Origin of the sequence: Pseudomonas sp. NPDC089758, from assembly GCF_044748705.1 — a bacterium.
Classification (GTDB): domain Bacteria; phylum Pseudomonadota; class Gammaproteobacteria; order Pseudomonadales; family Pseudomonadaceae; genus Aquipseudomonas; species Aquipseudomonas putida_X.
The window spans coordinates 1-26,968 of record NZ_JBIVGN010000008.1 but is presented as its reverse complement, the minus strand read 5'-3'; the positions used below and the strand labels follow the sequence as shown (position 1 = coordinate 26,968).

The window sequence follows — 26,968 nt, the reverse complement described above, 5'->3', positions numbered from 1 at the left end:
TGCAACGCTTCGCTTGACAGCAATTATCGTACTGGCTTCCTTCCTTCCGCTTGTCATGATGACCGCGCCGGCCTTCACTGCTCAATTTTCTAAACAGTTGGCATTGAATCCTGCTCAGATCGGCAGCCTCTTCATGGCGGAACTAGGTGCGATGAGCCTTGCCACCCTGCCTGCACTCTTCTGGATCAAGCGCGTGAATCTTCGCACCGCCGCGGTGGTTTCAAGCTTGATATTTTTGACTGGCAACCTGCTATCCGCCACTGTTCCCAGCTACGGCTATTTACTGCCTCTACGCTTCTTCACGGCCCTAGGTGGCGGGTCACTCATGATCATTTGCATGAGTACCGCCGCGACCCTTCCCAACCCTACTAAAGCCTATGAGCTTTGGGTTCTCGGGCAACTGCTCATGGGCGCCATAGGCATCCAGCTCTTACCGGGGCTGTTCGAGCGATTTGGCCTTGCTGTTGGATATATGCTGATGGCAGCCCTGATGGCCGCCACGTTGACGCTGACAAAAGCATTCCCCAGATCCTTATCGGGTGGAACGGCAACAACCCATTCACTGGCACATAAGGGGAGCGTCATACTCGTATTGCTTGCAGTCTTCGTGTTTGATTTGAGCATAAGCGGCGTATGGACATTCATTGGAAGCATCGCTGCCGCCAGTGATATTTCGATTCAAAGCAGCAGTACCATCCTCGCGGTAGCTACGCTCATGGGGGTTGCCGGTGCCGGTGCCGCCTCGCTTACCGGCAGCCGCCCATCGAGGATGCCTATGACTGTAATGGGCTATGTCGCACTGATCACCTCGGTACTGTTACTCGTCGATAAACCTGACCTGCTGCGCTTCGCCTTCGCGGCATTGGCGTTCAAGTTCACTTGGACTTTCGTTCTTCCTTTGGTGATGGCGTGTATTGCGGACCTCGACCCATCCGGCCGCTTGATGAATGTCACCAATCTGGTGGTGGGCGGCGGTTTGGCACTGGGGCCCGCCCTGGCCGGGCAACTGATCCAGGCACAGGGCAGCTATACCCTCACCCTCCTGGGCTCAGCCGCTCTGTGTTCAGCCTCACTGGCCCTGGTACTTTTGAGCCGAGCGTCATGACACTTTGAAGCGAAACTCACCTCAGTAAAGCGCCAAGGCCCCACCTTGGCGCCACGCCTTTGCGGGCATGCCAAATCGCTGACGAAACTCTCGGGAGAAGTGCGTACTACTGTTGAAACCGCAGTGATACGCCACTTCACTGATGGTGAAATGCCTGAATGCTGGCTCCCGCAACATTTTCCTGCTCAGGTCCAATCTTCGCTCCCTGATGTACTTCGCGGGCGAGGTATCGATTTGCTTCATGACGGTATACAAATGGCGGCAACTCACACCCAATACCATGGCGATTTGCTCGGGCGTTAGCTCGGGATCTCGAAGCCGGCTATCGATTTCTCGGACGGCTGACGCCAGAAGCATTGAGTTAGAGACAGAAGCTTGTCTATTACCGTTAGACAAATATGACGTAAACGCGGTCTGACAGGTAGCCAACAGCATTTCTGCCAGGAAATCACTGTCCAGTTCTTGAGAAGATGGGCCATTAGAAAAAATCGACTCCATCAACTCATGAATGATTCGGCTGCTCCCGGAGTCAGGCAGCGCTTTACCCGACAGCATCTTTGCACAGGGAAATCGCCGATCAAATTTTGACCGGGGGATTATCAACGATGTGAAGGTCGCAGACTTCTGACAGAAAAAGTCATATTCGAATGCGGTATCCAGAAAAAAAATCTCACCATCTTTCAACTCGACCGCTTGGCTATTTACATTGAGACTTGCCTTGCCTGATGACTTAACCGTCACCGCATAGGGTGCTGTACCGGTATGGTCAGCCTGATGGCGGATCAGATGGGGCGAGACTTCAGAGCGAGTCAGTTTCAAGGCCCCTATGGATTGAGTACTGAACTGCCCCTTGAAGCTACGATTCCCATCGAGCGTATGTAGCTCTACTTTCCAAAGCAAACCTTGCATCGTCGAGTGAATGGCAGGCAGCTCTTTCTCGGCAAAGCATGATTCCAATGTCAGCCTTTCCATACTCCCCTCCTGAGCCAAGCGGCCATTCGGCAGCGCCTCACGATGCTCGTGTTCGTTGGTGTCTTATCATGCCTGAGCCAGTGCACGGGTGGATCGCAACCTGATCATCAGGTAGCTAAGCGCAGAGCCTATACCTGCGGCAGCAATCACGATACACATCGGTCGTGGTGAGTCATGGGCGAGGCTTCCAACCCAGGCACTGAACACGGCGCCCAGTGCAAACTGGGTCGAGACCGCCAGTCCCGCGGCGGCTCCCGCGTTCTCCGGAAAGCGTTTGAGCAAGCTCGCAACACAGTTCGCGCCCATTAGCCCCGTGACACTGACGTACAGGATCACGAAACCAACAATACCCCAGAGCGTCATCGTTTCGCTGCTGCTAAGCACGATCAAACCCACTGCGGAGAAGGCTGCGAATGTCGCCCCGATCCCCAGCATCGGCAGGGCGCCGAGCCGGCTCACCAAGCGGGCATTAGCCACTGTCATGATGATCACGCCGCCAATGTTCAGTGCGAACAACCAGCCGTAGCCATGGGGCGAGACGCCGAAGTATCCGATGTAAACGTAGGGAGACGCCGTGATGAAGGCGAACATTCCACCAAACGAAAGCCCCATGCACAGAATGTAGGCGACTGCCGTCGGGTCGGTCGCGATGCGCCAGTAACCCAGCAGCGCAGCGGCGACCGACTGGCTGCGATTGTCGGGATGATGCGTCTCACGGATGCTGAATATAGAAGCGAGCAGGCAAGTGGTCGCGAAAACGAATAGCCCGGCAAAAATCACCCGCCAGCCATCGATAAGCATCAGGAAACTGCCCACCAGCGGAGCCACGAGCGTGGCAAGCATGGTGACCAGATGCATCAAGGACAAGGTTTTTGCGGCTTCGCCCAGAGTGAAAAGATCCCTGACGATGGTACGCGCCAGCACCGATGCTGCGGCGCCACCGAGCGCCTGGAGGAAACGCCAAGCGATAAGTTGCTCCACCGAAGTCGCCAGCATGCATCCCAGCGAAGCCACCAGATACAGCGCCATCCCCCCCAGCAGCAGTGGCTTGCGCCCGTAACGGTCCGAAAGCGGGCCGTAGAAGAGCATGCCAATGCATAGACCCGCCAGGAAGACGCCAATGGTCATCTGTACGCTCGCAGCGCTGGCATTCAAATCCTCCGCGATGGAGGGCAAACTGGGCAGATAGGTATCTATCGATAACGGTGCAAACGCCACCAGGGCAGCCAGCAAAATGATCAGGCGTCGCGGGTTGTCCAGCATGTGCGCTCCACAGAGATTTCAAAGGTCGCCAAAACGATAACATCTTAACGTTATGCCGCGCACTCTGTCTCTGCAAGCGCTGTGCTCCTATGGCTCTATTCTCTTCAAGTCGTCAAGTAGAGAGATCAGCTGGTCCATTTTCTCTTGGCCGAACTGCGCATGGATCTTCTGGTAGTTTCTTTCCATGTCACCGCTCATGGCGGTAAAGAGCGCCTGCCCGCGTTCAGTGAGGCTCACGAATACCCTGCGCTGATCCTGTTGGGATTTCTGACGCAGAACGATGCCATCACGCTCCAACCGGCTGAGCACACCGCTCATGCTCGGTTTCAGAATGCATGCCTGGTGCGCCAGTTGGTGGCTCTCCAACTCGCCCTGCTGGCTGAGAATCCGAATGACCCGCCATTGCTGCTCTGTGAGGTCGTGCTCATTGAGCGACGGCCTGAAAAATGCCATCGCAGCCTCCCTGGCTTGCAGTAGAGTCAAAGTAAGAGAAGGTCTAGGTTTAGCCATGATCAAACCACGTTAAGTAAGCGAAACGGCAGCTCATCAGCATGCCCGTATAGGTGTCGCGAAAGTCATCGATGGGAAACCCGTGCCCCTGGAAATCATTCTGGCCAGGTCACCGACCTGATTCGGGCATAACCCATGAAAAGTACAATTTCTCCCACGAAAACCTCATTTTCCGTGGGAGACGTAGCTGCGACCATCTGGTTACAACAATCAAGATGACCGGAGCACTCCAACCGTGTCCAGATCAGTTCAATCCCGCGTGCCGCTGTCGGTAGTCCCCAGGCGTCAAGCTGGCATAGCGCTGGAAGAAACGACTGAAATAGGCCGGATCCTTGAAACCCAGCTGATAGCAGACTTCGTTTGCCGAGCTACCGCTGAAAAGCAGCAGTCGCTTGGCTTCCTGCATGAGCCGTTCCTGTATCAGCCGCTTGGAAGGAAGGTCGGCAATCCGGCGGCAGACATCGTTGAGCCTCGGTTCCGTGACGCCGATACCCGCCGCGTAGCGCGACAACGGCCAGTGCTCCCGGTAATGAGCCTCGATCAGCTCGTTGAACCGGTGAAAGATTTTCAGATCTTCCCTTCGCGCGGGGGTCGCTTTAGCGGAGTTGGAGCACAACCTCAGGAGGCTGATCATGATCAACCGGGTCAGGTTTTCCAGGGCTGCACTGCGCCCGGCTCGCTGTTCGGCTATCTCGGAACTCAGTTCTTCGAACAACAGTTCAACGCGCCTGGCCTCGGCCTGGTACATCGGCGCAAGGTCGGACAATGCCACGCACGCAGGTGCAACCTGAAGCCCCGAGGACACCAGGCTTCCGTCCGCCTCGATCAATTGCCAGACCAACTGCTGTCGCACGGTCAGCACATGCCCATCGCTATCTGCCTCGGTGACGAAGGAATGCGCGACCGTCGGTGGCGTCAGGAAGAACATCGGGCCGGACTCGATGTATTGCTGATCATCGAGGTACACGCGCACGGTGCCCGTTTTCACGTAATGGACCTGGAAAAATCGATCATGCCGGTGAACCGGCATGTTCCTACCGAAAAAGCCGGCAAGGTTGCCCAGTCGATCGTAATGGACCTCGCTGTCGCTATAGCGCTGGTCGTACACCTGTCCAATGTTGATGTTCGGGATGGGTTGCCGATCGCTCATCAGTTCGTACTCATTCTTGTCGCCGTCTCAGCTGACCGCTTTGCCTATGTTGCACCGACCAGACAAGCAGCGCTACGCATAAGCGCTTGACGATCGTTAACATAGTAAATATAACGTTAACACATTAACGAATTACGGGTAAGGCTTTTCCGCCCTACCACTGCCAGGAGAGAAGCATGAGCCATGCCTTGCATGACGCTGCGAACGGCACCCTGTTTGGCGTTGCGCTGAACTACAACGGTCTGCTGAAGCAACGTCTCACTGAATTCGAACAGCCGCCGTACAAGCAGGCGCCGGTCAAGCCGGTGCTGTTCATCAAGACCCCAAACACCCGTAACGCCCATGGCGCCGACGTCATCCAGCCGGCCGGCGAGCGCCTGCAACCCGGCCCTGCGCTGGGCGTGGTGATCGGCAAAGACGCCACCCGGGTGAGCGCCGCCGAGGCACTAGCCCATGTAGCCGGTTACACCATCGTCAACGAATACAGCCTGCCGGAAGACAGCTACTACCGCCCGGCAGTCAAGGCGAAGTGCCGCGACGGGTTCTGCGCGATAGGGCCTGAGCTGGTCCCCGCCGATGCGGTGAAAGACCCTCATCAGTTGACCTTGAAGCTCTACGTCAATGGCAACGTCGTGCAGGAAAACACCTCGGCCAACTTTGTGCGCAGCATTCCCCAACTGATTGCCGAGCTGAGCGAATTCATGACGCTGCACGCCGGTGACGTACTGATCACAGGTACCCCCGAGGGCCGTGTGGATGTGCAGCCTGGCGACTTCGTCGAGGTCGAGATCACCGGCCTTGGGCGGTTGGCAAATACCATCGTGGCTGACACAGAGGGCCAAGCATGAAACACGCGCGCATTCGCTATGAGGGCAGCGTTCATGCTGTCACCGTCGAGGACAACAGTGCCGTTCGCCTGGAAGACGGGCGACTTATCGCCGCAGAACAAGTCGAGTGGCTTCCACCTGCCAACGGCAGCATGTTTGCCTTGGGCCTGAACTACGCCGACCACGCTCGGGAACTGGCTTTCGCTCCACCTACCGAGCCCCTGGCTTTCATCAAGTCGCCGGGCACTTACACCGGCCACAACCAGGTTACTTGGCGCCCGGACAACGTCGAATACATGCACTACGAGTGCGAACTGGTCGCGGTCATCGGCAAGCCAGCAAAGAACGTCAAGCGCGAAGACGCCCTGGACTATGTCGCCGGCTACACCGTGTGCAACGACTACGCCATTCGCGACTACCTGGAAAACTACTACCGCCCCAACCTGCGGGTGAAAAACCGCGACGCCACCACCCCGGTCGGCCCGTGGATCGTCGATGCCGCCGACGTGCCGGATGTCAGCAACCTGAAGCTGCGCACCTGGATCAACGGTGAGCTGAAGCAGGAAGGCACCACCGCGGACATGATCTTCGACATCCCGCACCTGATCGAATACTTCTCCAGCTTCATGACCCTGCAACCAGGCGACATGATCGCCACCGGCACGCCGGAAGGCCTGGCCGATGTGGTACCGGGCGATGAAGTTGTGGTGGAAGTCGAAGGCGTCGGTCGCCTGGTCAACCGTATCGTCAGCGAAGCTGACTTCTTCAAGAACAACAAGGCATGAGCAGCATGATCAAGCACTGGATCAACGGCCGTGAGGTCGAAAGCAAAGACACCTTCGTCAACTACAACCCGGCCACCGGCGACGCCATCTGCGAAGTGGCCAGTGGCGGTGCCGAAGAAGTGGCCCAGGCCGTGGCCGCGGCGAAAGAAGCCTTCCCGAAATGGGCCAATACCCCGGCCAAGGAACGTGCGCGGCTGATGCGCAAGCTGGGTGAGCTGATCGACCAGAACGTGCCGAAGCTGGCCGAACTGGAAACCCTCGACACCGGTTTGCCGATCCACCAGACCCGCAACGTGCTGATCCCGCGTGCTTCGCACAACTTCGACTTCTTCGCCGAAGTGTGCACGCGCATGGACGGCCACACCTACCCGGTCGACGACCAGATGCTCAACTACACGATGTACCAGCCGGTCGGTGTATGTGGCCTGGTGTCGCCGTGGAACGTGCCGTTCATGACCGCTACTTGGAAGACCGCGCCGTGCCTGGCGCTGGGCAACACCGCGGTGTTGAAGATGAGCGAACTGTCGCCGCTGACGGCAAACGAGCTGGGCCGCCTGGCCGTGGAAGCCGGCATCCCCAACGGCGTGCTCAACGTGATCCAGGGTTACGGCGCCACTGCCGGTGACGCGCTGGTGCGCCACCCGGATGTGCGGGCCATCTCGTTCACCGGCGGCACCGCCACCGGGCGCAAGATCATGCAAACCGCCGGCCTGAAAAAGTACTCGATGGAGCTGGGCGGAAAGTCGCCGGTCTTGATCTTTGAAGACGCCGACTTTGAGCGCGCGCTGGACGCGGCGCTGTTCACCATCTTCTCGCTGAACGGCGAGCGCTGCACCGCCGGCAGTCGTATCTTCATCCAGGAGAGCGTGTACCCGCAGTTCGTCGCCGAGTTCGCCGCCCGCGCCAAGCGCTTGATCGTTGGTGACCCGACCGACCCGAAAACCCAGGTTGGCTCGATGATCACTCAAGCGCACTACGACAAGGTCACCGGCTACATCAAGATCGGCATGGAAGAAGGCGCACGGCTGGTTGCTGGCGGCCTTGAGCGCCCAGCAAACCTGCCTGCGCACCTGGCCAAGGGGCAGTTCATCCAGCCCACCGTGTTCGCCGACGTGAACAACAAGATGCGCATTGCCCAGGAAGAAATCTTCGGCCCGGTGGTGTGCCTGATCCCGTTCAAGGACGAAGCAGAAGCGCTGCAACTGGCCAACGACACCGAGTACGGCCTGGCCTCGTACATCTGGACCCAGGACATCGGCAAGGCCCACCGCCTGGCGCGTGGCATCGAAGCCGGCATGGTGTTCATCAACAGCCAGAACGTGCGTGACCTGCGTCAGCCATTCGGCGGCGTGAAAGGCTCCGGTACCGGCCGTGAAGGTGGGCAGTACAGCTTCGAAGTGTTCGCCGAGATCAAGAACGTCTGCATTTCCATGGGCAGCCACCACATCCCGCGCTGGGGCGTGTGACCTTTTCCCAACGCACCGGGCGGTCTGCTGTTCTGACGACCGCTGGATCAGCCCGGTGCCGCGGGACTCACAACAATAAGGAGTCTCATCATGGGAAAAGTGGCACTTGCAGCCAAAATCACCCACGTACCCTCCATGTACCTGTCTGAGCTGCCTGGCCCTCGTCAAGGCTTTCGCCAGGCTGCCATCGATGGGCACTACGAAATCAGCCGCCGATGCCGTGAGCTTGGCGTCGACACCATCGTCGTGTTCGATACCCACTGGCTGGTCAACGCCAACTACCACGTTCTGTGTGGAGAGCATTTCAAAGGGGTATACACCTCCAACGAGCTGCCGCACTTCATCAGCAACATGGAATACGAGTTTCCGGGCAACAAGGAACTGGGGCTGATCCTGGCCGAGGAATGCAATCGCCTCAACGTCGAGACCATGGCTCACCATGCGACAACGCTCGGCCCGGAATACGGCACCCTGGTGCCCATGCGCTACATGAACCAGGACCAGCACTTCAAGGTGATATCGGTCTCGGCGCTGTGCACCTCGCACTACCTGGCCGACAGCGCCCGTCTCGGTTGGGCCATGCGCAAGGCAGTGGAAGAGCATTACGACGGCACCGTAGCGTTCCTTGCCAGCGGTTCCCTGTCGCACCGCTTCGCCCAGAACGGCCAGGCGCCGGACTTCGCCACCAAGGTATGGAGCCCGTTCCTGGAAACCCTCGATCACCGCGTGGTGAAGATGTGGGAAAACGCCGAATGGGAAGACTTCTGCGGGATGCTCCCTGAGTACGCCGCCAAAGGACATGGCGAAGGCTTCATGCATGACACGGCGATGCTTCTTGGCGCCTTGGGCTGGTCGAAGTATGACGGCAAGGCTGAGGTAGTGACCCCCTACTTCGGTTCTTCGGGCACTGGCCAGATCAATGCGATCTTCCCGGTCACCCCCCAGGACGGCTCGGCGATTCCTGCGGCACAGTCCGCCAATCCGGCCTCTGTAGTTTCCACCAGCCGCTTGTAATCCACCCGCTTGCGCCTGGTCGTTCTTGCAATGGCCGGGCGCCGCTCGCTGAGGATGCCCTCATGCCACACCTGGTTCTGCTCTACACCCCCGACCTGGAAACCGACGCCGACATCCCAGGTCTGTGCCGCGCCCTGGCCAACACCATGCTGGAGCAACGCGACGCCGATGGTAAAGCCGTGTTCCCAACCGGCGGCACCCGGGTGCTCGCCTACCCCGCCGCCCATTGCGCGGTCGCCGATGGCAAGGGCGAGTACGGCTTTTTGTACGCCAACCTACGCATGGGCACCGGCCGCAGCGCCGAGGTACACAAGGCAGTCGGCGACAGCCTGCTGGCAGTGCTCAAGGCCCGCCTCGATCCAGTGCTGCAACAACGCCCGGTCGGCATCACCATGCAGATCGACCACAGCACCGCCCAGGTCTACGACGCCAAGCACAGCACCTTACACCCATTGTTCAACCGCTAGCCCCCAAAACGCTCACTGACTCATTACAGAACAAGTACAAAAACATGAGCACACTCGATCAAGCCTCGCAGCGCGAGGCGCAAGTTGAAAGCGCCGACAGTACTCACCGGGCAGTCACTTGGCGGCTGATGCCGCTGCTGCTGGTGTGCTATCTGTTCGCCCACCTGGACCGCATCAACATCGGCTTTGCCAAGATGCAGATGAGTCAGGACCTGCAACTATCTGACACGGTCTACGGCCTGGGTGCCGGTCTGTTCTTCATTGCCTATGCACTGTTCGGCGTACCCAGCAACCTGATGCTCGACCGGGTCGGCCCACGCCGCTGGATCGCCTGCTTGATGGTGGTATGGGGCCTGCTGTCGACCGGCATGCTGCTGATCGAAAGCAGCAGCGCCTTCTACCTGCTGCGCTTTGCCCTGGGCGCGGCTGAGGCAGGGTTCTTCCCCGGCATCCTGGTCTACCTCAATCGCTGGTATCCGGCTGGTCGTCGCGCTCAGGTAACCGCGCTATTCGCCATTGCCGTGCCACTGGCCGGGGTGGTTGGCGGGCCAGTGTCAGGCGCGATCCTGGCGTTCATGCACGATACCGGCGGGCTGCGTGGCTGGCAGTGGATGTTCCTGCTCGAAGGCGCCCCGGTGGTGGTACTGGGCCTCGTGGTGCTGGCCGTACTGCCCGAACACTTCGAGCGCGTCAGCTGGCTGAGTGCGCAACAGAAGGCCACCCTGCGTAAACAGTTCGGTGAGGAGGAACAGCGCAAGCCGGTTACCTCGTTCGGCGCCATCTTCGCCAGCCGCGCGCTGTGGCTGCTGGTGGCGGTGTATTGCGCGGTGATGCTGGCGGTGAACACCCTGGCGTTCTGGATGCCCAGCCTGATCCACAGCGCCGGGGTCGGCAGCGACGCCAGTGTCGGCCTGCTCAGCGCCGTGCCGTACCTGGCCGGCTGCGTGTTCATGCTAGCCTGTGGGCGTTCCAGCGACCGCCAACGCGAACGCCGCTGGCACCTGTGCGTGCCTCTGCTGATGGCCGCTGCCGGTATCGCCATTGCTGCCATCGCCCCGGAACAGGCAGTGCCAGTGCTGGCAGGCCTGGTGCTGGCAGGCATGGGCGCCAGCGCCGCGCTGCCGATGTTCTGGCAGCTGCCACCGGCATTTCTCAACACCCGTACCCAGGCCCCCGGCATTGCCCTGATCAGCTCACTGGGCAGTATTGCCTCATTCTTCACCCCCTACTTCATCGGCTGGGTCCGCGACACCACCCACAGCGCCAGCCTGGCGTTGTACGTCCTCGCCGTGTTCATCGCCTTGGGCGGCCTGCTGGTGCTGCGCACCCGGGCCTCCATCGTCAACCCTTGAATCAAGAGACCTTTACCATGCTAGACAATGCTTTCATTCAACAAGCTGCCGAACGCCTCGACCAGGCCGAGCGCTCCCGCGAGCAGGTAGGCCAATTCTCCCTGGAACAACCCGCCATCACCATCGAAGACGCCTACGCCATCCAGCGCGCCTGGGTGGCGAAAAAAATCGCAGCGGGGCGCAAGCTGGTTGGCCACAAGATCGGCCTGACCTCGCGCGCCATGCAAGTTTCGTCGAACATCACTGAACCTGACTACGGTGCCCTTCTCGACGACATGCTGTTCGACGAAGGCAGCGACATCCCCTTCGAGCGCTTCATCGTGCCGCGCGTCGAGGTGGAACTGGCGTTCATCCTCGGCAAGCCACTGAAGGGCCCAAACGTCACCGTCTTCGATGTACTCGACGCCACTGAGTGGGTGATCCCGGCGCTGGAGATCATCGACGCCCGCATCCAGCAAGTCGACCCGCAAACCCAGGCTACCCGCAAGGTCTTCGATACCATTTCCGACAACGCCGCCAATGCAGGCGTTGTCATGGGCGGTCGTGCCGTACGCCCCAACGAGATTGATCTGCGCAAGGTACCCGCTGTGCTCTACCGCAACGGCGTGATCGAGGAGTCCGGGGTCAGCGCCGCCGTGCTCAATCACCCAGCCAAGGGCGTTGCCTGGCTGGCCAACAAACTGGCGCCGTATGACGTCACGTTGCAACCAGGCCAGATCATCCTCGGCGGCTCCTTCACCCGCCCGGTGGCCGCACGCGCCGGCGACACCTTCCACGTGGACTACGACATGCTCGGTTCGATTGCCTGCCGCTTCGTTTGAGGATTTGCCCATGGACATGCCCATCAACCACTTCAAGCAACGCCTGCGCAGCGGGGAGCCACAGATCGGCCTCTGGCTGGGCCTCGCCAATGCGTACTGCGCCGAACTGGCAGCCAATGCCGGTTTCGACTGGCTGCTGATCGACGGGGAGCACGCGCCCAACGACCTGCGCGGCATGCTCGCGCAGTTACAGGCCGTGGCCCCCTACTCTAGCCAGGCTGTTATTCGGCCGGTTATCGGCGACACCGCTCTCATCAAACAGGTTTTGGACCTCGGTGCACAGACATTGCTTGTGCCGATGGTGGAGAGTGCCGAACAAGCCCGCCAATTGGTGAAAGCCGTGCACTATCCACCCGCTGGTGTTCGGGGCGTTGGCAGTGCACTAGCTCGTGCCTCGCGCTGGAACAGCATTCCGGGCTATCTCGATCGTGCGGACGAGCAAATGTGCTTACTGGTGCAGATCGAGAACAAAGAAGGTCTGGCAAACCTGGACGCAATCTTGTCTGTTGAAGGTGTCGATGGTGTGTTCATTGGTCCAGCCGACCTGAGCGCTGCTCTTGGGCACCGCGGCAATCCTGGCCACCCCGAGGTCCAAGCAATCATTGAAGACGCGATTGTGAGAATTGGGAAGGCAGGCAAAGCCGCCGGCATCCTAAGTGCTGAAGAGAAGCTGGCTCGCCGCTACATTGAGCTGGGTGCTGCCTTCGTGGCGGTAGGTGTGGACACGACGGTGCTCATGCGGGGCCTGCAAACCTTAGCGGGCAATTTTAAGGAAAGTGTCGTGACTAACAACACCGGTGGTGGTGTGTATTAATTTTCGCGAAGAACAGAAGAGGCGCTTATGCGCCTCCTCTACCTTTCAACATCAATATAACCGTAACTAATTTTACTTGCTATAGATCCAAACCATCCAGCGGATGGAGAATTTCATCCCGCACCTGAGCCAGGTCAGAGTTTTTCAAGAAAAAATAAAAGGTAGAATCGACTACTTTCAACTGTCGCGAGTTCGAATCATAAGCTAGCACCGGCGGACTGATTCCTTTTCCTGACTGAATCTCCGCTAGGCCATTCAAAACGGAAACTAGCTGCGACCCCTTCAAATCCTCCTTCCGGTGATGGACTTGTTTTATCGCATGCAACAAAGCTTCTTTACTGATACCTCCATTGATGCCTGCAAAGCCGACTTCGAGGATGTGCATAACGATATAGTAGTTCAAGAAATACGGAAGCGGTTTCGTCTTATCAATAACAGCAGTATTGCCCGATGCGATCGCCTCTAAATTTTTCAAGTGACGACCGGAGTAGTCCTCCGACTTTCGGGATATTGCACGAGCGACGACCTCCATATCATCGATAAACGCATTGTTTTCTTGAGTCTCTACTACTCCCGCCTCAAGGCAAGTTGCCTTCAAAAGCTCTTGGAAAACACCGACACTTTTAAAAGCATTCTCTATGCATTCTTGGACCAAGACTCGGGAGAATTGAATATTTAGCTCAGGAGATCCCCTTTCAACGATTCTCAAGAAATCATCTTCAAGCCATGGTTCGACTGGAACCTCAGCCACTCGATCTTGCAACTCACCATTGAATTGAATCATGCGATTTGCTTCTTTCCATACACCAAGAATTACAAATCTGACCTTCAAATCATGGAAAGTCCTTAAGTCAAAGGCAAAATCACGCTGGATTTTTTCCGGGAGATAATGGAAATTCTCTAAGATAACTGTCTTCCGCTCACCAAGCCTCACCATCAGGCTGGCTACGTCATCCGGGAGATCCAGGTTAAACTCGATCTCTTCATATTTATCCTCAAGCTTGTAATTATTTTCCCCCTCAACTGCCAGCTCTGCGCGCCCCTTCAAGACCATGGCAATCGCACCTTGAATGAATGCTTTGCCTTTTACCTTTGTAACGTCACCGGTACCCTCCGTGTAAGAGGTCTTCAGGGTCACGCCTGACTTCCTCAGCATTGACTGATATATATCCCTGAGGGTTGTTTTCGGAGAGAGACTAATGACGATATTATCATCGTAGTTCAAATGTTTTTTTACTAAGGCGGTTTTACCTTGCTTAGAGGCCCCATAAACAATTATTTGATGCCCTGCCTCAAGCGCGGAGGTAAATTTGTCATCGACATGTTCTCTCTCAACATAGCTGAGTACATCCTCACTGCTGACGCCAAATACTTCTTCGAGCTTCTTCATCTCGCATCTAACTCCTTGTCAAAAACCCCAGAAAAAGAGGCACTATGCTATCAGTGGAGCCAATGAGCGTCTACCGAGCGTCTAGCTCAACGCTGGAGCTGCTTTAAATCATGTAAAAGCCCCATCAATTCGCGCAGCCTAGCTTCGCCCAGGCTCGCTTGTAGCTGTAGGTAACTCTCCTCCATACACTGGCTCATGCTCACAAAACAGGCACACCCTGCGTCGGTCAGATCAACTAAGACGATTCGCTGGTCATGAAGAATCTTCTGCTTCTTCACAAGCCCAGCCTTCTGCATACGTGAAACGACACCCGTCATGCTCGGAGGAAGAATGCAGGCCAAGGCGGCGAGTTTGAGGACTTCCGTTGGCCCCTGCTCGTGGAGAATTCGTACCACTCTCCACTGCTGTTCAGTCAACCCATGCTCGTTCAAAGATGGACGAAAAAAACGCATAGCAGCTTCCCTGGCTTGGAGTAAGTTGAGCGTCAGCGATGGCCTGGATTTGATCATTGGAAGCGTCCATCTAATTAAAGGGTTCTGCACGGACCCAACAAAAAAACGGCGCCTAAGCGCCGTTTCCTAGTACATAGGGCATCAGCTCCGGATTACGGCCTTAAGCACCTCTTTGAAAGTATCAACCTGCTCCTTGCTGAACTGGCCAAATACTTTCTCTTGCTGCTCACCCGCGATAGTCCAAAGCGCTTCGGTCTCATCTACGCCCTTGACCGTCAACTTCACGCACTCCCCAGTATCCTCAACCAGACCTTTGCGCTTAAGGTTCGCGACCGCTTCCTCGATCTCTCGGGCTGGCATCGCGACTTCCCGCTGCAAATCTGGAAGGCTGAGGCCTGCGTCGTTCTCTAGAACCATCAACATCCGTGCTTCGCTAGTGCGCAGGCCTGTCGAGAGCTGACGAGGCTGGTAGCTCGCCTGATAGGCTCGGAGTGCCTGGGTCATGAGGTAATAGATGTTATGGCTCAAGCGCCCTTGGAAATTGCTGCTAGGCGGCTGACCTTCCTCACGCTTGGTCATGCGGGTGTGAGGTAGCACCATGGAGTAGGCGCCTTGGTGATAGAGCAGCGGTGCACGGCCGAGATCATCGAATGCCAACACCTTGCCCACCAGGATCCAGTGGTCTCCACCGTCCAGCTGCTGATACTTCTCGCAGTGGAAGCGCGCGGAGCAGTCTTCAAATACAGGTGCACCACCCACGCCGGCTTCATACGCAATGCCTGCGAAGCGGTCTTCCTTCGGCCGGGCAAAATTGTTGGACAAGTCGATCTGGTCGGCTGCCAGCACATTGACTGCAAAATGGGACGCTGCTTCGAACACCTCATGGCTGCTCGAACGCTTGTCGATGCTCCACAGGATCAGAGGTGGATCCAGCGACACTGAGTTGAAACTGTTGGCAGTCACTCCTACCTGGCGACCACTTGGATCCCGGGCAGTAATCACGGTAACACCGGTAGCGAAGTTACCCAGGGCGCGACGGAATGCGCGTGAGTCGAACTCAAGTTCTGTAGTTTCGGTAGACATGCAAGACTCCCAAGCAAGCCCCGCAAGGCTTGCTCTCATTGTTTTTATGGGTCAGTTGGGTCGTTGGGGCGTCTTCAGACCATTGAAGGGTCGGGCTCCAGGCCCATCAGCTCGCGACCAAGAATTTGTGCGCACACATCGTAATCGGAGTAAGCGTGTGCACCGGTCATGTGAGAGTCGCGGAACAGGCGCTGCATCTCATTGCTTTCAAACCATGCACCGCCGCCAGCCGCTTCCATCAGCCGATCTACCGCCTGGATGCACATCTTGGTTGCGTAGCCCTGATTGGTCCGCCAGAAGGCCAGCGTGCCGCGGGATGGATACTCATGACGCTCACTGTACTCTGCAATCTCGTTCCAGCTCTTCTCAAGCAAGGCACGCGCGGCGGCGACCTGGTGAGTGGATTCAGCCAGACGCATCAGTGCAGGGGTAGCAGCGCCAACCGCCGCGCCGGTGTAGGCGCGAACTCGGTTTTTGGTCTTCTCACGGAAGACTTCAAGCATGCGCTCAGCAACACCCAAGCTAATGGTGGAGAAGCCGCTTGCAAAATACGGGCGATAGGGTGCAGAGAAAATCTTGCTGTCCGGGTAGAGACCAAAGCCAGCGGATTTGCCCTCCATCATGTCCTTTGCTTTCTGAATACGGTGTTCCGGGACAAAGGCATTTTCAACGATTAGCGTCTTGCTACCACTGCCGCGCATGCCGATCGCATACCAGTCGTCACGAATCTGATAATCGCTGCGAGGAAGGATCGCGAAGCAGTAGTCCTGGGTCCCTTCGGCGTTTTTACGCCGGAATCCCAGAATCGCCCACTCAGCGTGATCACAGCCCGAACTCCAGCCCATTTCACCGCTGAAGGTCACCCCGCCCTCGACTTCTTCAGTGCGCCCAAAGGGAGCGATGCTGCTACTCGCTGTCGCGTCAGGATCGCTGCCCCATACTTCTTCCTGGAGCTTGGCTGGGAACATCGCCATCTGATGCGAGTGGGTGCAAAGCAGGCTCATTGCCCAGGCAGTGCTTGCACAGGAGCCCGCAAGCACTGCAATGCACTCGGCAAATTCAGGCAGTGAAATTTCCATGCCGCCGAATTTTTTGGGCAAGAAGGCTCGGTGCATACCGATGCCCTTGAGCAAGGCAATGTTCTCGGCCGGCACGCTACGATCTTTTTCCGCCTGTGGTGCATTGGCTGCGATGGCAGGCAGGACAGATTTCAGATCTTCCAGCAGCGGGTTGGGCTTTTTCATGGATGGTCTCTTTATTATTGGAGAATTCGTTCCAGGCTTCTGATCACCTCGCACTACCTGCGTTAGTCTGATCAGTCAGCCTTGTAATCGATGACCATTCCAGTATGTGACGGCATCTCCGCGTCCGAAATGCACGTTACGAGCAGAAAATTGTACTTTCCATGGGAATTCGCTGTACCCCATCGCAGCTCTGCGCTCATTTCGTTAACATTTGAACAAAGCAGTAGATTCGCGGACTCCAAGCCAGATCAGTCAAATTCGGGCTGCGTGCTGCAATCTGCGCACAACCTCCCGTATGACGGAAGCACGTCTGTGACCTTGCAACTGACCGTAATCGATCAAACACCTATTCATGAAAATTGCACCCTTGGAACCGCGCCGGCGACGTCAGTAGATCTCGCAATAGAATGTGAGCAACTGGGCTATCACCGCTACTGGCTGGCTGAGCATCACAACAGCATTCAGTTCGCGGGCTCGGCTCCAGAAATCATGGTGACAAGAATTGCGAGCGCCACCAGTCGGATGCGAATCGGTAGTGGTGGCGTGATGCTAACCCACTACAGCCCTTACAAGGTGGCCGAGACCTTTTCTCTGCTAGGAGGATTGTTTCCAGGCCGCATCGATCTAGGAATCGGACGCGCACCTGGAGGAAATCACCTCAGCTCTGCGGCGTTGGCGGCGCCAGGAACTCTCACTCAGCAGGATCACTTTCCTCAGCAGGCGGCCGAACTCTGCGCCTTCATCCGGAGTAGCTTTCCAACTGAACACCCATATTCAGCGCTGGCGATCCCATCTGAAGCGTCAACCATGCCCTCACTGTGGATGCTCGGATCTGGTGGCGGAAGCTCGGATCTGGCCGGTCAACTGGGAATGGGGTTGGCGCTAGCGAAGTTCATTGCTCCCCGGTTTTGCTCACCCGCTATTTTCAAGTATCACGCCGACGTCTACCAGAAGGCCGGCCATGGGGCGTCCCCTCCTCGGCTCCTCGCCTTGGCGGTAATTTGCGCGCCGACAGACGAAGAAGCGCGTTTTATAGCCGGTACCGCTGTGTACCGAAAAATGATGGCGGCGGGGGCTCCACGGGAGCGTCTTCTGTCCCCTTCTGAGGTAAGGACGCGTTACCAGAAAATGACCCAACTAGAGCGCTTAGAATTCGATGCCACGCTCGGCGACATGGTGGTTGGATCACCCGAAAACTGCCATAAGAAAATCCAGGAACTGGCTCGTGCTTTCGGCAGCGACGAAGTTGGAATCGTGACCGTGACACATAGCCTAGATGATCGCATTCAGAGCTACCGTCTACTCGCGATCGCGAATGGTTCATGTGCCAAGTGATCCCACATTCCCACGGCACCGACGCAGCGACATTTGTTAGCGCCATTACGTATTCACTCGTCAACGAGGTACAACAGAATGACTGTTTGGTTGAGACAACAACCGACGATTACGCTCGACCTGGCCATCCAGGGGATGCAAGCTGCCATCGATCAAGCGCAACTATTGAACGTTAAAGTCAGCCTAGTCATCGTTGACGCTGATGGCATGACTGTTCATATGTCCCATATGGACGGCGCCCCACGCCCATCCGTAAGCGTCCGGCGAACTCACCTTGCGTAAGTCAGGCCGGCACCCACTGATGCGGCAGCAACTGTCCGATCTCACTGGCCCGTTGGGTCGGCAGCCGCGTCAGCACATCTTTGAGATAGGCATACGGATCATGCCCATTCATGCGCGCCGACTGGATCAAACTCATGATTGCCGCAGCCCGCTTACCGCTGCGCAGGGATCCCGCAAATAACCAGTTCGAGCGCCCGAGTGCCCATGGCCGTATCTGGTTTTCGACCTGGTTGTTGTCGATGGGCACAGCCCCATCATCCAGGTAGCGCGTCAGCGCTACCCAGCGTTTCAGGCTGTAATCGAGGGCTTTGGCCGTGGCTGATCCATTGGGCACCAGGTCTCGCTGAGCCAACATCCAGTCATGCAGTTTTTTGAGGATCGGCACCGCCAATTCTTGTCGTATTCGCCAGCGCTCTTCATCACTCATGTCCCGCGCCTGACGTTCGACCTCGTACAAGCCGCTGATCGAGTGCAGGGCCTGTTCAGCCAGCTGACTTTTGTTCGCCACGTGCAAATCAAAGAACTTGCGCCGGGCGTGGGCCATGCAGCCGATTTCAGTGATGCCTTGTTCGAAACCGGCTTTGTAGCCAGCGAAGTCGTCGCAGACCAACTTGCCGTTCCAGTCACCCAGGAAGTTGCGCGCATGTTCGCCAGCACGGCTTGGGCTGAAGTCGTAAACCACCGCTTTGAGCCCTGAAAACGGCGTCGTGCTGTACGCCCAGACATAGGCCCGGTGGGTTTTCTTCTCGCCTGGCGCAAGCATTTGCACCGGTGTCTCATCAGCGTGGATCACGCCCGGATTCAGCACGGCTTCACGCAGTGCATCGACCAGTGGCTGAAGCCGCACGCCGGTTTGTCCGACCCACTGCGCCAGGGTCGAGCGAGCAATTGCCAGCCCGGCACGGCCAAAGATTTTCTCCTGCCGGTACAGCGGCAAGTGATCGGCAAACTTGGCCACCATCACGTGGGCCAACAAACCTGTGGTCGGGATACCTTTGTCGATAACCTGGGCTGGCACCGGGGCCTGGATCAGGGTTTCGCACTGGCGACAGGCCCATTTGCCCCGCACATGTTGCTCGACGGTAAACACGCCCGGCGTGTAATCCAGCTTCTCGCTGACGTCTTCGCCGATGCCTTGAAGTTGGCAGCCACAGACGCACTGGGTGTTTTCGGGTTCGTGACGAATCACCGTGCGTGGAAACTGCGGCGGCAAAGGCGCACGTTTCGGGGATTGTCGTGGTTCGGCCTGTGGCGCATCTGGGAGAAGCTGTTTTAGCTCGGCCTCGATAGCTTCAAGGTCTGTGTCGAGCAGGTCATCCAGCAAGTTGCTTTGCGCCGGGCTGATTTGCTCGCTGCGCTTGGCAAACTTGTGCCGTTTGAGCAGGGCGATTTCGAACTTGAACTGTTCGATGAGGATTTCATCGTTCTGAATCTTCCTGCTCATCGCCTCGACCTGGGATTGCAATTGCAACGCCTGTGCCGCCAAGGCACGAAGCTGTTCCGGGGTCATCTGGTCGAGGTTGGGCGAGAAAGTCATGCCGCCGATTGTGCCAGAGCAGGCGCGGGGCGACGACAAGTAGACCGGCCAAATGGCCGGCGTTTACAGCATGCTGATCACACCGCCTGCACCGACGCGCTGCCACGGCAGGCCCAGCACCAACGCCTGGAGTTGTTCGCTGTCGAGTTCGACCTCGCAGCCGTGGCGAATGCCGGGCCAGTGGAACTTGCCTTGGTTCAGTCGACGCGCTGCCAGCCAGACACCGACGCCATCGTGCACCAGCACTTTCATCCGGTTAGCCCGGCGATTGGCGAACAGATAAGCGCAGTGCGGCTTCGCCGCACCGAACACCGCAATCACCCGGGCTAATGCTGTCTCGGTGCCAGCGCGCATGTCCATCGGCTCGGTGGCCAGCCAGATGGCATCGATGCGGATCATTGAGCGAAAGCCCGAATAAATTGCGCACAACCCTCGGGATCCGAGGCTGGCCATTTCACCGTGATCACTTGCCCGGCCACGGGCAACTCGATGATCACTGACGCTTCGACTGGCCGTTTAGGTGCGGCTTTTAGCGGGACGAAAGCTGGTAGTGAAGCCGCTGCGGGCAGATCTCGATAGAGCGGCAGCCATTTGCGGATGACGTTGGCATTGATGCCGTGGTTGATGGCGACACTGGACACGGTTGCGCCAGGTTGCAGGCATTCCTGAACGACCTGGGCTTTGAACGGTTTCGGATAAGAGCTTCGTTGGCGCATGGAAATCCTGGCGATAAGGGTGATCGCGTCCGCTTAAAAATACGCGGACACCATCGCCCTTAATGCTGGAGTTCGGAAGGTGAGTTCGCCGGACGCTTACGCCCATCCCAAGCAATCGCGTTGAATAAAGCGATAACCGCCTCCGGGTTCGCGAGATCTACGTCAGAGTGGACTGATCGCCTAAAAAGCTGCTCTGCTGCTGTGCAATCAGGTCTGCCTCTTCAACCAGGCATGGCTCTATTTGGCGGAGGCGAACCCTTTCTCGTAGATGAGGAAGTCGTTGGCGCCATCGGGGTGTCCGGAGCGAGTGAAGCCAATGATGGCCTGTGCGCTAAAGCAGCAGCACAGCGTGTCAGTGAACTCGCGCAGGGATAGGACACCACCCATTTATCGCTGCATCATCGTTGTGAAAATCTGGATGAAAGTGCCGCGACCTTGGACGAGCTACTTTAAGAGCTACTAAGAAATCTTTTCGTACATCGACGACAGGCATGGGACTACCTAAATTTGACCTGCGTGCTGGTGACAGAACAGCCGAGACGACCGAGACGGAGTCGTGCAGGGCGACACATCCGAGGCAGGTTAGCAATAAGCCCTACAAACAGAGCAGAGTACGGGCGTACCCCATTCGGCGTTGGGCACCTTGCTGATCCACCAACTGCCCCATGCGCATTCGAGTAGCCCCCCTCTCGTTCATTCACGTGACAATCGATCTATTAACATGTTACTAAATACCACGGCGAGACACCGACGCCAGGGCGGCATTGGAACTCGAACCACCCCTTCACCAGCGGGCGCGACGGTTTACGCAGGCCATAGCCAAATGGCACCGAAATTGCTATCTAGCGATACACCTGCGCGAAGATGCAGATCTGTATAAAAAGAGAGGTACCCTTATGACCTACCCTACCCTCAACGAACGCCTTAAAGGTTCTGCTGGTTACCAGCTATGGGAGTCAACCCTAGCGGAACAATGCGGCGCATTTCATCCTGAGCCCCCGCTCAACGAGGGCATTGAGAGTTTTGAGGGCACCATAATGCCCGCGCAGATGACCATTCCTGGGTACGCCGGTGCGAAAATCGGTACGAACTGCCCACACATACATCGTGATATAAAGGACATCAAGCGAGACGGTCATGATTTCTTTTATCTCGTACATCAAGTGGCTGGAAACTCGACCATGGTGCATTGCGAGAATCAAAGCACATTGAACCCAGGAGACTTAGTTCTATTGGATAGCTCGCGACCAAGCGATTTTTATTTCTCGGGTATGTCAGAGCAAATCTCTCTTGTTATTCCTCGACATAGAATCGAGGTTAAGGGCAAAGGCCAAAAGCTCAAACTAAACAATAAAATTAATGCCACTTCTCGGACGGGGGTTGTCGCAGGTCTCATCACCCATCAATTTTTTGAAAGGAGCGATGAAGACAAAGAGCTTGAAGCACTTATGGATGCTCTAATCTCCCTTATCCGGCCATCAGTAGCCTCTTCTGAGAACGCCCCCTTATCTTACAGCGCCAAAGTCCAACAGACATACTTTGAAAAGGCACTGCACTACATTGATGCACGCCTTGCCAACTTTGAACTGAATCCTGACATGATCGCAGGCGAGCTGGGTACATCCAAAAGAACCTTGCAAAGAATATTTGCACAGCAAGGGTTGTCAATTGGCCGTTACATCCTCGACAGAAGGCTAGACAGATGTGCATCCGAGTTTGAATCCGAAACGGACATCCAAAAAATATCCGCTGTCGCGTTCGCATGGGGATTCAATGATGTAAGTCATTTCTCGCGAGCATTTAAAACTCGATTTGGCGTGTCACCGCGATGCTTTCGGAGCAAAGGAAACCCTCACGGCGAACATTAAATCTTAACAAATTTTCTGATCAGCACTGCAAAAAGTTTTCAGCCTTTGCACAAAATCGGGGCGCTTGCCTCAGACGCTTACGCCTTAAGAATCACGCTATCGCAGATACTCCTTGGGGTAATAAAAAAGCTGACATTCTTTCGAATGCCAGCCAAGCCGAGGTGCCAAGGACCTGATGAATATCTTAAAAGCAATGACTCACCATCCTCTTAGCTCTTCAGAATACAGACACGCCAAGAAGAGCTAATTCCCCATCTCATGCACCTAAAGCAGATTCAGGCGCCATCTACCGCTGGACTTAACTCAGCAAACCGAAATCCCTTCCAGTTGCCACATATCCTATATAACCCTTTGATGATATATTTGCTTACCTGTTCCATTCGCATACTGATTAGCGCCATTACGCTCAAACCGCATATACGGGCACGATCTCTACCTTCCATAGGTTGATCCCGCCTTGAGCACAAGCGCCAGCTCTGCCCTCGCAAGCCCCTCCCTACCAAGCCCCCCTTGGCACGATTTGTCATGCAGATGACAGCGCGGGCACAGACCAAGCCGTAAAGCTGTGCTTCAATTAACTCATCCAACGTGCCTGTGGACACGGGTGCCCGGAGGTAAGACCTCAAGCCCTCTGCTCGTCCCTGCTGGCAAGGTTGGCGCTCAAGAGCCTCAGCTCTTCAGTGAATAGATCAATAAATCTAAGAAGGTCACTCCATGCTTTCCGTTGAGAACCCCACTACCTACTATACCGCCACCCGAAAATATGACCTAAAGTTTCCCGATCTTGAGGGGGACATCGAGGCAGAAGTCGTTGTTATTGGCGGGGGATTTTCCGGTGTAAATACAGCGCTAGAATTAGCCGAGCGCGGTGTGAAGGACATTGTACTGCTTGAAGCTCGCTACCTAGGCTTTGGTGGTTCTGGCCGAAACGGTGGCCATGTAATGGCTGGTATTGGCCATGATCTTGAGCGCATACGTAAAAGTGTTGGGGAGGACGGCCTCAAAGCGATTTTCGAGATCAGTGATCTTGGCGGAACTATCATCCGCGAACGTATCGCAAAATATGATATCCAAGCCGACTTTCGCCATGGCTACGGCTACCTAGGTTTCAATAAGCGTCAGGGCAAATTGCTACAGACTTGGGAAAAGGAATTCCGTGAGCTTAACCCAAACGATGAAATTGAGTACCTTGAAGGCTCAGCAGTACGTGACATCGTTGGTTCAAAGGCCTATACCTGTGCTCTCAAACATATGGGCAACGGCCACATTCATGCTCTCAATATGTTGCTTGGTTCAGCCAAGGCACTAGCTAGCTTAGGCGGCAAAATTTTTGAAAATACACCTGTAGTAGAGGTCACCTATGGTGAGACTATTACCATAAGAACTGCAAAGGGATCGATTAAAGCTAAAAAGATCCTATGGTCCTGTGGCGCCTTCCTTGACCGCCTCGAACCCGAGCTGCACAAAACCACTATTAACACCTATGCCTATCAGTTAGTAACCGAGCCATTGAGCGATAGCCTGATTGAGCAGATCAGCCCTATTCGTGGAGCTTTCAGTGATATCCGCCCCGTCATCGAATATTATCGTGTCACAAATGAAAACCGCCTACTCTTTGGCTCCGCCACAAAACTAGTTGAATACATACCTAACAATCTAAAAGAGTGGAATAGAGGTCTCATGCTCAATATCTTCCCGTACTTGAAGGATGTGAAGATCGACCTCGCCTGGGGTGGCCCGATGGAGTGTTCCGCCAACCTATTCCCACAAATCGGAACTCTACCTGGTCGCCCTAATGCTTTCTTTGTTCAGGGTTATTCTGGGTTTGGAGTTACCCCAAGCCATGTTGTTTCTAGAGTGATCGCTGAGGGCATGACAAATGGTTCTCGGCATTGGGATGTTATGAGTTCGATTCCACGGAAGCGAGTCATTGGGAAGGAAAACTGGCGAAACCTGATCTGCACTCTAGGTAAAGTCGTACACCAAGTTGAAGGCTACGGAAACGGCCGACGCTAAATTCAATCAATTCCCAAAATGAGAAAATGCAATGTCTGAGCAATTGAACGCTGCCCTTCGCGAGCGGCTGGATACACTAGAAAAGTTTTGGGCAGCGGGTGATGCGCGTTCGATCGTAGACCAGCTTTACGCTGCTAATACACAAATCACCGGGCCTGGGTCTGATCCTGTGGTGCAGGGCACAGAACAGCTCACCGAATTGGTTTCTTCGTTGGTAGAAGGGGCCAGCGCAGCAAAAATTCGGATCGACCACACACAGCCTCTCGGCGATTCGGCAGCTTACACTTGGGTCACATGGGAGGTCGTTCCAAAGGATGGTGATGTATTCAACATGAAATCTCTGTTTATTTGGCAGCGTACTTTCAACGAGTGGCGCCTTATTGCTGATATGTACGCCGAGGGCGAAATCTCCTTCTGAAACACCGTGAGTGTGGCTGCGACTGGGCGCCGCCACACTCCAACCTTCTACACTTATACATCCTCCTGTGTGTTTTACCCCTCTCTTCCTGATCTGACTACCTTAGTCCATTTACTGATTGCTCAGCGCCTTAATGCTGAGTAATTTTGATTCGCGCCCAAGAATTTCCGCTGTCACCCAAATTCAAATAACAGTCGCGGCAGGGCATTCCAGACGCACCCCAAAATGACTTTAATAGATCTGTATCTCTTCCCCTCAGGACAAACCTCGATGGCTAACAACGAAAATAATGCCTCCCATCTGTCCCAAACGCTCCGCTGGACCGACGCATTCGCGCTCTCGATGGCGGTATCAGGTTCAATCTTTGCATCGTTTGGATTCGCATTGGGCGCACTGGGTCCCATAGGTGCCCTACTTCTCTGGGTCGGCTCTGCTGCTATCGGCGCCTGCCAGAATTGGATTTTTCTAGAAGTCAGCGCGATGTTTCCAGATAAACCTGGAGGAATCGCCATGATCGCTACTGAAGGCTGGAAGCGCCGCCTCCCGATCGTGGGTCCTGTTGCCTCCTTCGGCTATTGGTTAGGCTGGTCAGCCGTTCTGGCAATCGTCGGAGTGAGTGCTGGCTCGTTGATCCAGGCACAGTGGTTCTCCGAGCAAACCTGGAGCTATCAAGTAGGGTCAGTCAACGTTGGCCTCGCCCAATTTATAGGCATCGGGCTGATAGTGTTGTTCTGGCAATTCAATCGCCTGGGGGTGCAGATGGCAGCGTCGGTGTCCAAATATATGGGGGTGCTGTTGCTGATACCTATACTAGTTCTAGCTTTCGCTCCACTCTACAGTGACGCTTGGAACTTTGAGCACTTCCGTAAAGCATGGGAGGTTGCGCCAACTGCCGACTGGAGTACCGGTCGCACAGCGCTTATGTGGCTTTTCCTCATCGCTTGGAGCGCATATGGTACTGAGATGTGCGCCGCTTTTGGGCCTGAGTACCGAAGCAAAAAAGACATGCGCCTAGCACTGGTGACATCGGGCCTCTACACCGTAGCAGTCTTCGCTGCGGTGGCCTTCAGTCTTGGCGGATTGGCCGACCAACAAGCCGCAATTGAAAACCCCAATGGTTTCTTCATCGGCGCGTTCAATGCCATTCTCGGAAGTCAATACAGCAGCTTCTTCGTGGGAACTCTGCTGGTCGGGCTGTTTATGGGCCTGAACGCTTCGCTTGCTGATGGCTCGCGTGCGCTTTATGGGATGGCGCTAGACGGTCTGACAGTTCGTCAACTGGGGGTGCTGAACAGGCATCAGGTTCCAGGTCGATGCATGATGGTTGCTGTGATTTTGAATATCGCGATGATTCTCCTCCTTTCCTCTCCCCTCGCGATCCTGGTAACAGCTAACATCGGATACGTTGTGTCGATCTTCTTTGCATTGAGCGGCTTCCTTTGGTTGAGAAAAGATGCATCAGGAGTCGATAGGCCAGTGCGATTGGGACGTGGATGGATCCCGATCGCGTGGGCTCTTAGCCTGCTAACCGGCTTGATCGTACTCGTGGGTGCAGCCTCCACTGAACTGCTTGGCTACGGCGGTACCAAAGAATTGCTGATTGGTATCGGTATCCTCTTCCTCTCGGTCGTTCTGTACGGCTTCCGTAAGCTCCAGGATCAGAAAGCACTTAGTAAAGCCTAAATGATAGACCTCCCCCGGGAAAATGATGCCTTCCGGGGGAGGCAGCTGATCGGAAACCGCCATTGAGGTAGTCTTAAGTAGATTGCCGGCAATGAGTATCTGGCCAACGCCTACCTGCATACTCTGAAGCTCGCCGAGGCCCAACAAAGGAACCCGTTCAAATTTCGGCTGCACACCTTCCCGCGCCCGGCGCTGAGTTGGTCATTGGACACTTGACGGCTGCTATTGATATCAAGAGCATCTGTATCGAGTGCGATCCATGAACCCCACCTTCTAAAAGATAGGGCCTCAGCTTACCGTGGTATCTCTGGCGAGCAGTTCCATGGCAGCAAGGCTTCGTAGTCTGAGACCGACGACGCATACGGCAGGCGCTCAAGTACGTGGCGCAGCCACGTATA

Annotated in this window: 27 protein-coding genes; 15 read left to right on the top strand and 12 right to left on the bottom strand. The window is 56.0% G+C overall.

Annotated elements, in window-relative coordinates:
- The first annotated feature begins 13 nt into the window (after positions 1 to 13).
- On the top strand, positions 14 to 1,105 hold the full coding sequence (locus ACIPZH_RS12955; RefSeq protein ID WP_400636374.1) for an MFS transporter: 1,092 nt from the start codon (positions 14 to 16) through the stop codon (positions 1,103 to 1,105).
- Positions 1,106 to 1,126: 21 nt separating this feature from the next.
- Here ACIPZH_RS12955 and ACIPZH_RS12950 read toward each other — a convergent pair whose 3' ends face one another.
- The 4 genes from ACIPZH_RS12950 to hpaA all read right to left on the bottom strand — a co-directional run bounded on the left by ACIPZH_RS12950 (position 1,127) and on the right by hpaA (position 5,000).
- Complete coding sequence (locus ACIPZH_RS12950; RefSeq protein ID WP_400636373.1) at positions 1,127 to 2,077, bottom strand: helix-turn-helix domain-containing protein; 951 nt, start codon at positions 2,075 to 2,077, stop codon at positions 1,127 to 1,129.
- 66 nt (positions 2,078 to 2,143) lie between these two features.
- Complete coding sequence (locus tag ACIPZH_RS12945; RefSeq protein WP_400636372.1) at positions 2,144 to 3,340, bottom strand: Bcr/CflA family multidrug efflux MFS transporter; 1,197 nt, start codon at positions 3,338 to 3,340, stop codon at positions 2,144 to 2,146.
- A gap of 87 nt (positions 3,341 to 3,427) precedes the next feature.
- Complete coding sequence (gene hpaR / locus ACIPZH_RS12940; RefSeq protein WP_182366429.1) at positions 3,428 to 3,850, bottom strand: homoprotocatechuate degradation operon regulator HpaR; 423 nt, start codon at positions 3,848 to 3,850, stop codon at positions 3,428 to 3,430.
- Positions 3,851 to 4,094: 244 nt separating this feature from the next.
- Positions 4,095 to 5,000, bottom strand: coding sequence for a 4-hydroxyphenylacetate catabolism regulatory protein HpaA (gene hpaA, locus ACIPZH_RS12935; protein ID WP_182366432.1), 906 nt, complete (start codon positions 4,998 to 5,000; stop codon positions 4,095 to 4,097).
- 176 nt (positions 5,001 to 5,176) lie between these two features.
- Here hpaA and ACIPZH_RS12930 point away from each other — a divergent pair, with 176 nt between their 5' ends.
- The 8 genes from ACIPZH_RS12930 to hpaI all read left to right on the top strand — a co-directional run bounded on the left by ACIPZH_RS12930 (position 5,177) and on the right by hpaI (position 12,546).
- A complete protein-coding gene (locus ACIPZH_RS12930; protein ID WP_400636371.1) occupies positions 5,177 to 5,848 on the top strand; it encodes a fumarylacetoacetate hydrolase family protein in 672 nt (223 codons plus the stop codon).
- Positions 5,845 to 6,612 carry a fumarylacetoacetate hydrolase family protein gene (locus tag ACIPZH_RS12925; RefSeq protein ID WP_133971337.1) on the top strand — a complete coding sequence of 256 codons (768 nt, stop codon included), beginning with the start codon at positions 5,845 to 5,847 and terminating at the stop codon, positions 6,610 to 6,612. The genes ACIPZH_RS12930 and ACIPZH_RS12925 overlap by 4 nt, the downstream gene beginning before the upstream one ends.
- Before the next feature lie 5 nt (positions 6,613 to 6,617).
- Complete coding sequence (gene hpaE, locus ACIPZH_RS12920) at positions 6,618 to 8,078, top strand: 5-carboxymethyl-2-hydroxymuconate semialdehyde dehydrogenase (RefSeq protein ID WP_400636518.1); 1,461 nt, start codon at positions 6,618 to 6,620, stop codon at positions 8,076 to 8,078.
- Positions 8,079 to 8,168: 90 nt separating this feature from the next.
- The gene (hpaD, locus tag ACIPZH_RS12915) at positions 8,169 to 9,092 is read left to right on the top strand and encodes a 3,4-dihydroxyphenylacetate 2,3-dioxygenase (RefSeq protein ID WP_400636370.1); all 924 of its coding nucleotides are present in this window, start codon (positions 8,169 to 8,171) and stop codon (positions 9,090 to 9,092) included.
- A 62-nt stretch (positions 9,093 to 9,154) separates the two neighbouring features.
- Entirely contained in the window at positions 9,155 to 9,559 is a 405-nt protein-coding gene (locus tag ACIPZH_RS12910) for a 5-carboxymethyl-2-hydroxymuconate isomerase (protein ID WP_400636369.1), read from the top strand.
- A gap of 44 nt (positions 9,560 to 9,603) precedes the next feature.
- Positions 9,604 to 10,911 carry an MFS transporter gene (locus ACIPZH_RS12905; RefSeq protein ID WP_400636368.1) on the top strand — a complete coding sequence of 436 codons (1,308 nt, stop codon included), beginning with the start codon at positions 9,604 to 9,606 and terminating at the stop codon, positions 10,909 to 10,911.
- 17 nt (positions 10,912 to 10,928) lie between these two features.
- Positions 10,929 to 11,732, top strand: a complete 804-nt coding sequence (hpaH, locus tag ACIPZH_RS12900) for a 2-oxo-hept-4-ene-1,7-dioate hydratase (protein ID WP_400636367.1) — start codon at positions 10,929 to 10,931, stop codon at positions 11,730 to 11,732.
- 10 nt (positions 11,733 to 11,742) lie between these two features.
- A complete protein-coding gene (gene hpaI, locus ACIPZH_RS12895) occupies positions 11,743 to 12,546 on the top strand; it encodes a 4-hydroxy-2-oxoheptanedioate aldolase (protein ID WP_400636366.1) in 804 nt (267 codons plus the stop codon).
- A 79-nt stretch (positions 12,547 to 12,625) separates the two neighbouring features.
- On the opposite strand, the gene ACIPZH_RS12890 is transcribed toward hpaI, so the two are convergent.
- The 4 genes from ACIPZH_RS12890 to ACIPZH_RS12875 form a co-directional block, all read right to left on the bottom strand.
- Entirely contained in the window at positions 12,626 to 13,936 is a 1,311-nt protein-coding gene (locus tag ACIPZH_RS12890; RefSeq protein WP_400636365.1) for a hypothetical protein, read from the bottom strand.
- Between the two features lie 86 nt (positions 13,937 to 14,022).
- A complete protein-coding gene (hpaR, locus tag ACIPZH_RS12885) occupies positions 14,023 to 14,445 on the bottom strand; it encodes a homoprotocatechuate degradation operon regulator HpaR (RefSeq protein WP_400636364.1) in 423 nt (140 codons plus the stop codon).
- Positions 14,446 to 14,529: 84 nt separating this feature from the next.
- The gene (locus ACIPZH_RS12880) at positions 14,530 to 15,471 is read right to left on the bottom strand and encodes a p-hydroxyphenylacetate 3-hydroxylase reductase component (protein ID WP_400636363.1); all 942 of its coding nucleotides are present in this window, start codon (positions 15,469 to 15,471) and stop codon (positions 14,530 to 14,532) included.
- Positions 15,472 to 15,545: 74 nt separating this feature from the next.
- Complete coding sequence (locus ACIPZH_RS12875; protein WP_182366497.1) at positions 15,546 to 16,715, bottom strand: p-hydroxyphenylacetate 3-hydroxylase oxygenase component; 1,170 nt, start codon at positions 16,713 to 16,715, stop codon at positions 15,546 to 15,548.
- A gap of 312 nt (positions 16,716 to 17,027) precedes the next feature.
- Between ACIPZH_RS12875 and ACIPZH_RS12870 the strand changes: the two genes are divergently transcribed.
- The gene (locus ACIPZH_RS12870) at positions 17,028 to 18,050 is read left to right on the top strand and encodes an MsnO8 family LLM class oxidoreductase (protein ID WP_400636362.1); all 1,023 of its coding nucleotides are present in this window, start codon (positions 17,028 to 17,030) and stop codon (positions 18,048 to 18,050) included.
- Positions 18,051 to 18,333: 283 nt separating this feature from the next.
- On the opposite strand, the gene tnpC is transcribed toward ACIPZH_RS12870, so the two are convergent.
- The 3 genes from tnpC to tnpA form a co-directional block, all read right to left on the bottom strand.
- Positions 18,334 to 19,869 (bottom strand): IS66 family transposase, encoded by a 1,536-nt coding sequence (tnpC, locus tag ACIPZH_RS12865; RefSeq protein ID WP_400636361.1) that lies wholly within the window; start codon positions 19,867 to 19,869, stop codon positions 18,334 to 18,336.
- A gap of 63 nt (positions 19,870 to 19,932) precedes the next feature.
- A complete protein-coding gene (tnpB, locus tag ACIPZH_RS12860; protein WP_004575513.1) occupies positions 19,933 to 20,268 on the bottom strand; it encodes an IS66 family insertion sequence element accessory protein TnpB in 336 nt (111 codons plus the stop codon).
- Positions 20,265 to 20,585: an IS66-like element accessory protein TnpA gene (gene tnpA, locus ACIPZH_RS12855; protein ID WP_010954781.1), complete on the bottom strand. Its 321-nt coding sequence runs from the start codon at positions 20,583 to 20,585 to the stop codon at positions 20,265 to 20,267. The genes tnpB and tnpA overlap by 4 nt, the downstream gene beginning before the upstream one ends.
- Positions 20,586 to 20,699: 114 nt before the next feature.
- On the opposite strand from tnpA, the gene ACIPZH_RS12850 reads away from it, so the two are divergent.
- The 5 genes from ACIPZH_RS12850 to ACIPZH_RS12830 all read left to right on the top strand — a co-directional run bounded on the left by ACIPZH_RS12850 (position 20,700) and on the right by ACIPZH_RS12830 (position 26,570).
- A complete protein-coding gene (locus tag ACIPZH_RS12850; RefSeq protein ID WP_400636516.1) occupies positions 20,700 to 20,960 on the top strand; it encodes a heme-binding protein in 261 nt (86 codons plus the stop codon).
- A gap of 521 nt (positions 20,961 to 21,481) precedes the next feature.
- Complete coding sequence (gene feaR / locus ACIPZH_RS12845; protein ID WP_400636360.1) at positions 21,482 to 22,453, top strand: transcriptional regulator FeaR; 972 nt, start codon at positions 21,482 to 21,484, stop codon at positions 22,451 to 22,453.
- 714 nt (positions 22,454 to 23,167) lie between these two features.
- Positions 23,168 to 24,469 (top strand): NAD(P)/FAD-dependent oxidoreductase, encoded by a 1,302-nt coding sequence (locus ACIPZH_RS12840; RefSeq protein WP_400636359.1) that lies wholly within the window; start codon positions 23,168 to 23,170, stop codon positions 24,467 to 24,469.
- 31 nt (positions 24,470 to 24,500) lie between these two features.
- Positions 24,501 to 24,887 (top strand): DUF4440 domain-containing protein, encoded by a 387-nt coding sequence (locus tag ACIPZH_RS12835; RefSeq protein WP_400636358.1) that lies wholly within the window; start codon positions 24,501 to 24,503, stop codon positions 24,885 to 24,887.
- A 270-nt stretch (positions 24,888 to 25,157) separates the two neighbouring features.
- The gene (locus ACIPZH_RS12830; RefSeq protein WP_400636357.1) at positions 25,158 to 26,570 is read left to right on the top strand and encodes an APC family permease; all 1,413 of its coding nucleotides are present in this window, start codon (positions 25,158 to 25,160) and stop codon (positions 26,568 to 26,570) included.
- Between the two features lie 293 nt (positions 26,571 to 26,863).
- Here ACIPZH_RS12830 and ACIPZH_RS12825 read toward each other — a convergent pair.
- A partial coding sequence (locus tag ACIPZH_RS12825; RefSeq protein ID WP_400636514.1) for a transposase domain-containing protein occupies positions 26,864 to 26,968 on the bottom strand: 105 nt, incomplete at its 5' end.

Excerpts from the sequence above, each read along its gene's own strand:
- hpaI (WP_400636366.1), top strand. The coding sequence starts at position 11,743 with ATGGACATGCCCATCAACCACTTCAAGCAACGCCTGCGCAGCGGGGAG.
- tnpB (WP_004575513.1), bottom strand. The coding sequence starts at position 20,268 with ATGATCCGCATCGATGCCATCTGGCTGGCCACCGAGCCGATGGACATG.
- ACIPZH_RS12925 (WP_133971337.1), top strand. The coding sequence starts at position 5,845 with ATGAAACACGCGCGCATTCGCTATGAGGGCAGCGTTCATGCTGTCACC.
- ACIPZH_RS12950 (WP_400636373.1), bottom strand. The coding sequence starts at position 2,077 with ATGGAAAGGCTGACATTGGAATCATGCTTTGCCGAGAAAGAGCTGCCT.
- hpaE (WP_400636518.1), top strand. The coding sequence starts at position 6,618 with ATGATCAAGCACTGGATCAACGGCCGTGAGGTCGAAAGCAAAGACACC.
- feaR (WP_400636360.1), top strand. The coding sequence starts at position 21,482 with ATGACCTACCCTACCCTCAACGAACGCCTTAAAGGTTCTGCTGGTTAC.
- hpaD (WP_400636370.1), top strand. The coding sequence starts at position 8,169 with ATGGGAAAAGTGGCACTTGCAGCCAAAATCACCCACGTACCCTCCATG.
- ACIPZH_RS12830 (WP_400636357.1), top strand. The coding sequence starts at position 25,158 with ATGGCTAACAACGAAAATAATGCCTCCCATCTGTCCCAAACGCTCCGC.
- tnpC (WP_400636361.1), bottom strand. The coding sequence starts at position 19,869 with ATGACTTTCTCGCCCAACCTCGACCAGATGACCCCGGAACAGCTTCGT.
- tnpA (WP_010954781.1), bottom strand. The coding sequence starts at position 20,585 with ATGCGCCAACGAAGCTCTTATCCGAAACCGTTCAAAGCCCAGGTCGTT.
- ACIPZH_RS12840 (WP_400636359.1), top strand. The coding sequence starts at position 23,168 with ATGCTTTCCGTTGAGAACCCCACTACCTACTATACCGCCACCCGAAAA.
- ACIPZH_RS12910 (WP_400636369.1), top strand. The coding sequence starts at position 9,155 with ATGCCACACCTGGTTCTGCTCTACACCCCCGACCTGGAAACCGACGCC.
- hpaH (WP_400636367.1), top strand. The coding sequence starts at position 10,929 with ATGCTAGACAATGCTTTCATTCAACAAGCTGCCGAACGCCTCGACCAG.
- ACIPZH_RS12880 (WP_400636363.1), bottom strand. The coding sequence starts at position 15,471 with ATGTCTACCGAAACTACAGAACTTGAGTTCGACTCACGCGCATTCCGT.
- ACIPZH_RS12875 (WP_182366497.1), bottom strand. The coding sequence starts at position 16,715 with ATGAAAAAGCCCAACCCGCTGCTGGAAGATCTGAAATCTGTCCTGCCT.
- hpaR (WP_400636364.1), bottom strand. The coding sequence starts at position 14,445 with ATGATCAAATCCAGGCCATCGCTGACGCTCAACTTACTCCAAGCCAGG.
- hpaA (WP_182366432.1), bottom strand. The coding sequence starts at position 5,000 with ATGAGCGATCGGCAACCCATCCCGAACATCAACATTGGACAGGTGTAC.
- ACIPZH_RS12890 (WP_400636365.1), bottom strand. The coding sequence starts at position 13,936 with ATGAAGAAGCTCGAAGAAGTATTTGGCGTCAGCAGTGAGGATGTACTC.
- ACIPZH_RS12945 (WP_400636372.1), bottom strand. The coding sequence starts at position 3,340 with ATGCTGGACAACCCGCGACGCCTGATCATTTTGCTGGCTGCCCTGGTG.
- ACIPZH_RS12835 (WP_400636358.1), top strand. The coding sequence starts at position 24,501 with ATGTCTGAGCAATTGAACGCTGCCCTTCGCGAGCGGCTGGATACACTA.
- ACIPZH_RS12905 (WP_400636368.1), top strand. The coding sequence starts at position 9,604 with ATGAGCACACTCGATCAAGCCTCGCAGCGCGAGGCGCAAGTTGAAAGC.
- ACIPZH_RS12930 (WP_400636371.1), top strand. The coding sequence starts at position 5,177 with ATGAGCCATGCCTTGCATGACGCTGCGAACGGCACCCTGTTTGGCGTT.
- hpaR (WP_182366429.1), bottom strand. The coding sequence starts at position 3,850 with ATGGCTAAACCTAGACCTTCTCTTACTTTGACTCTACTGCAAGCCAGG.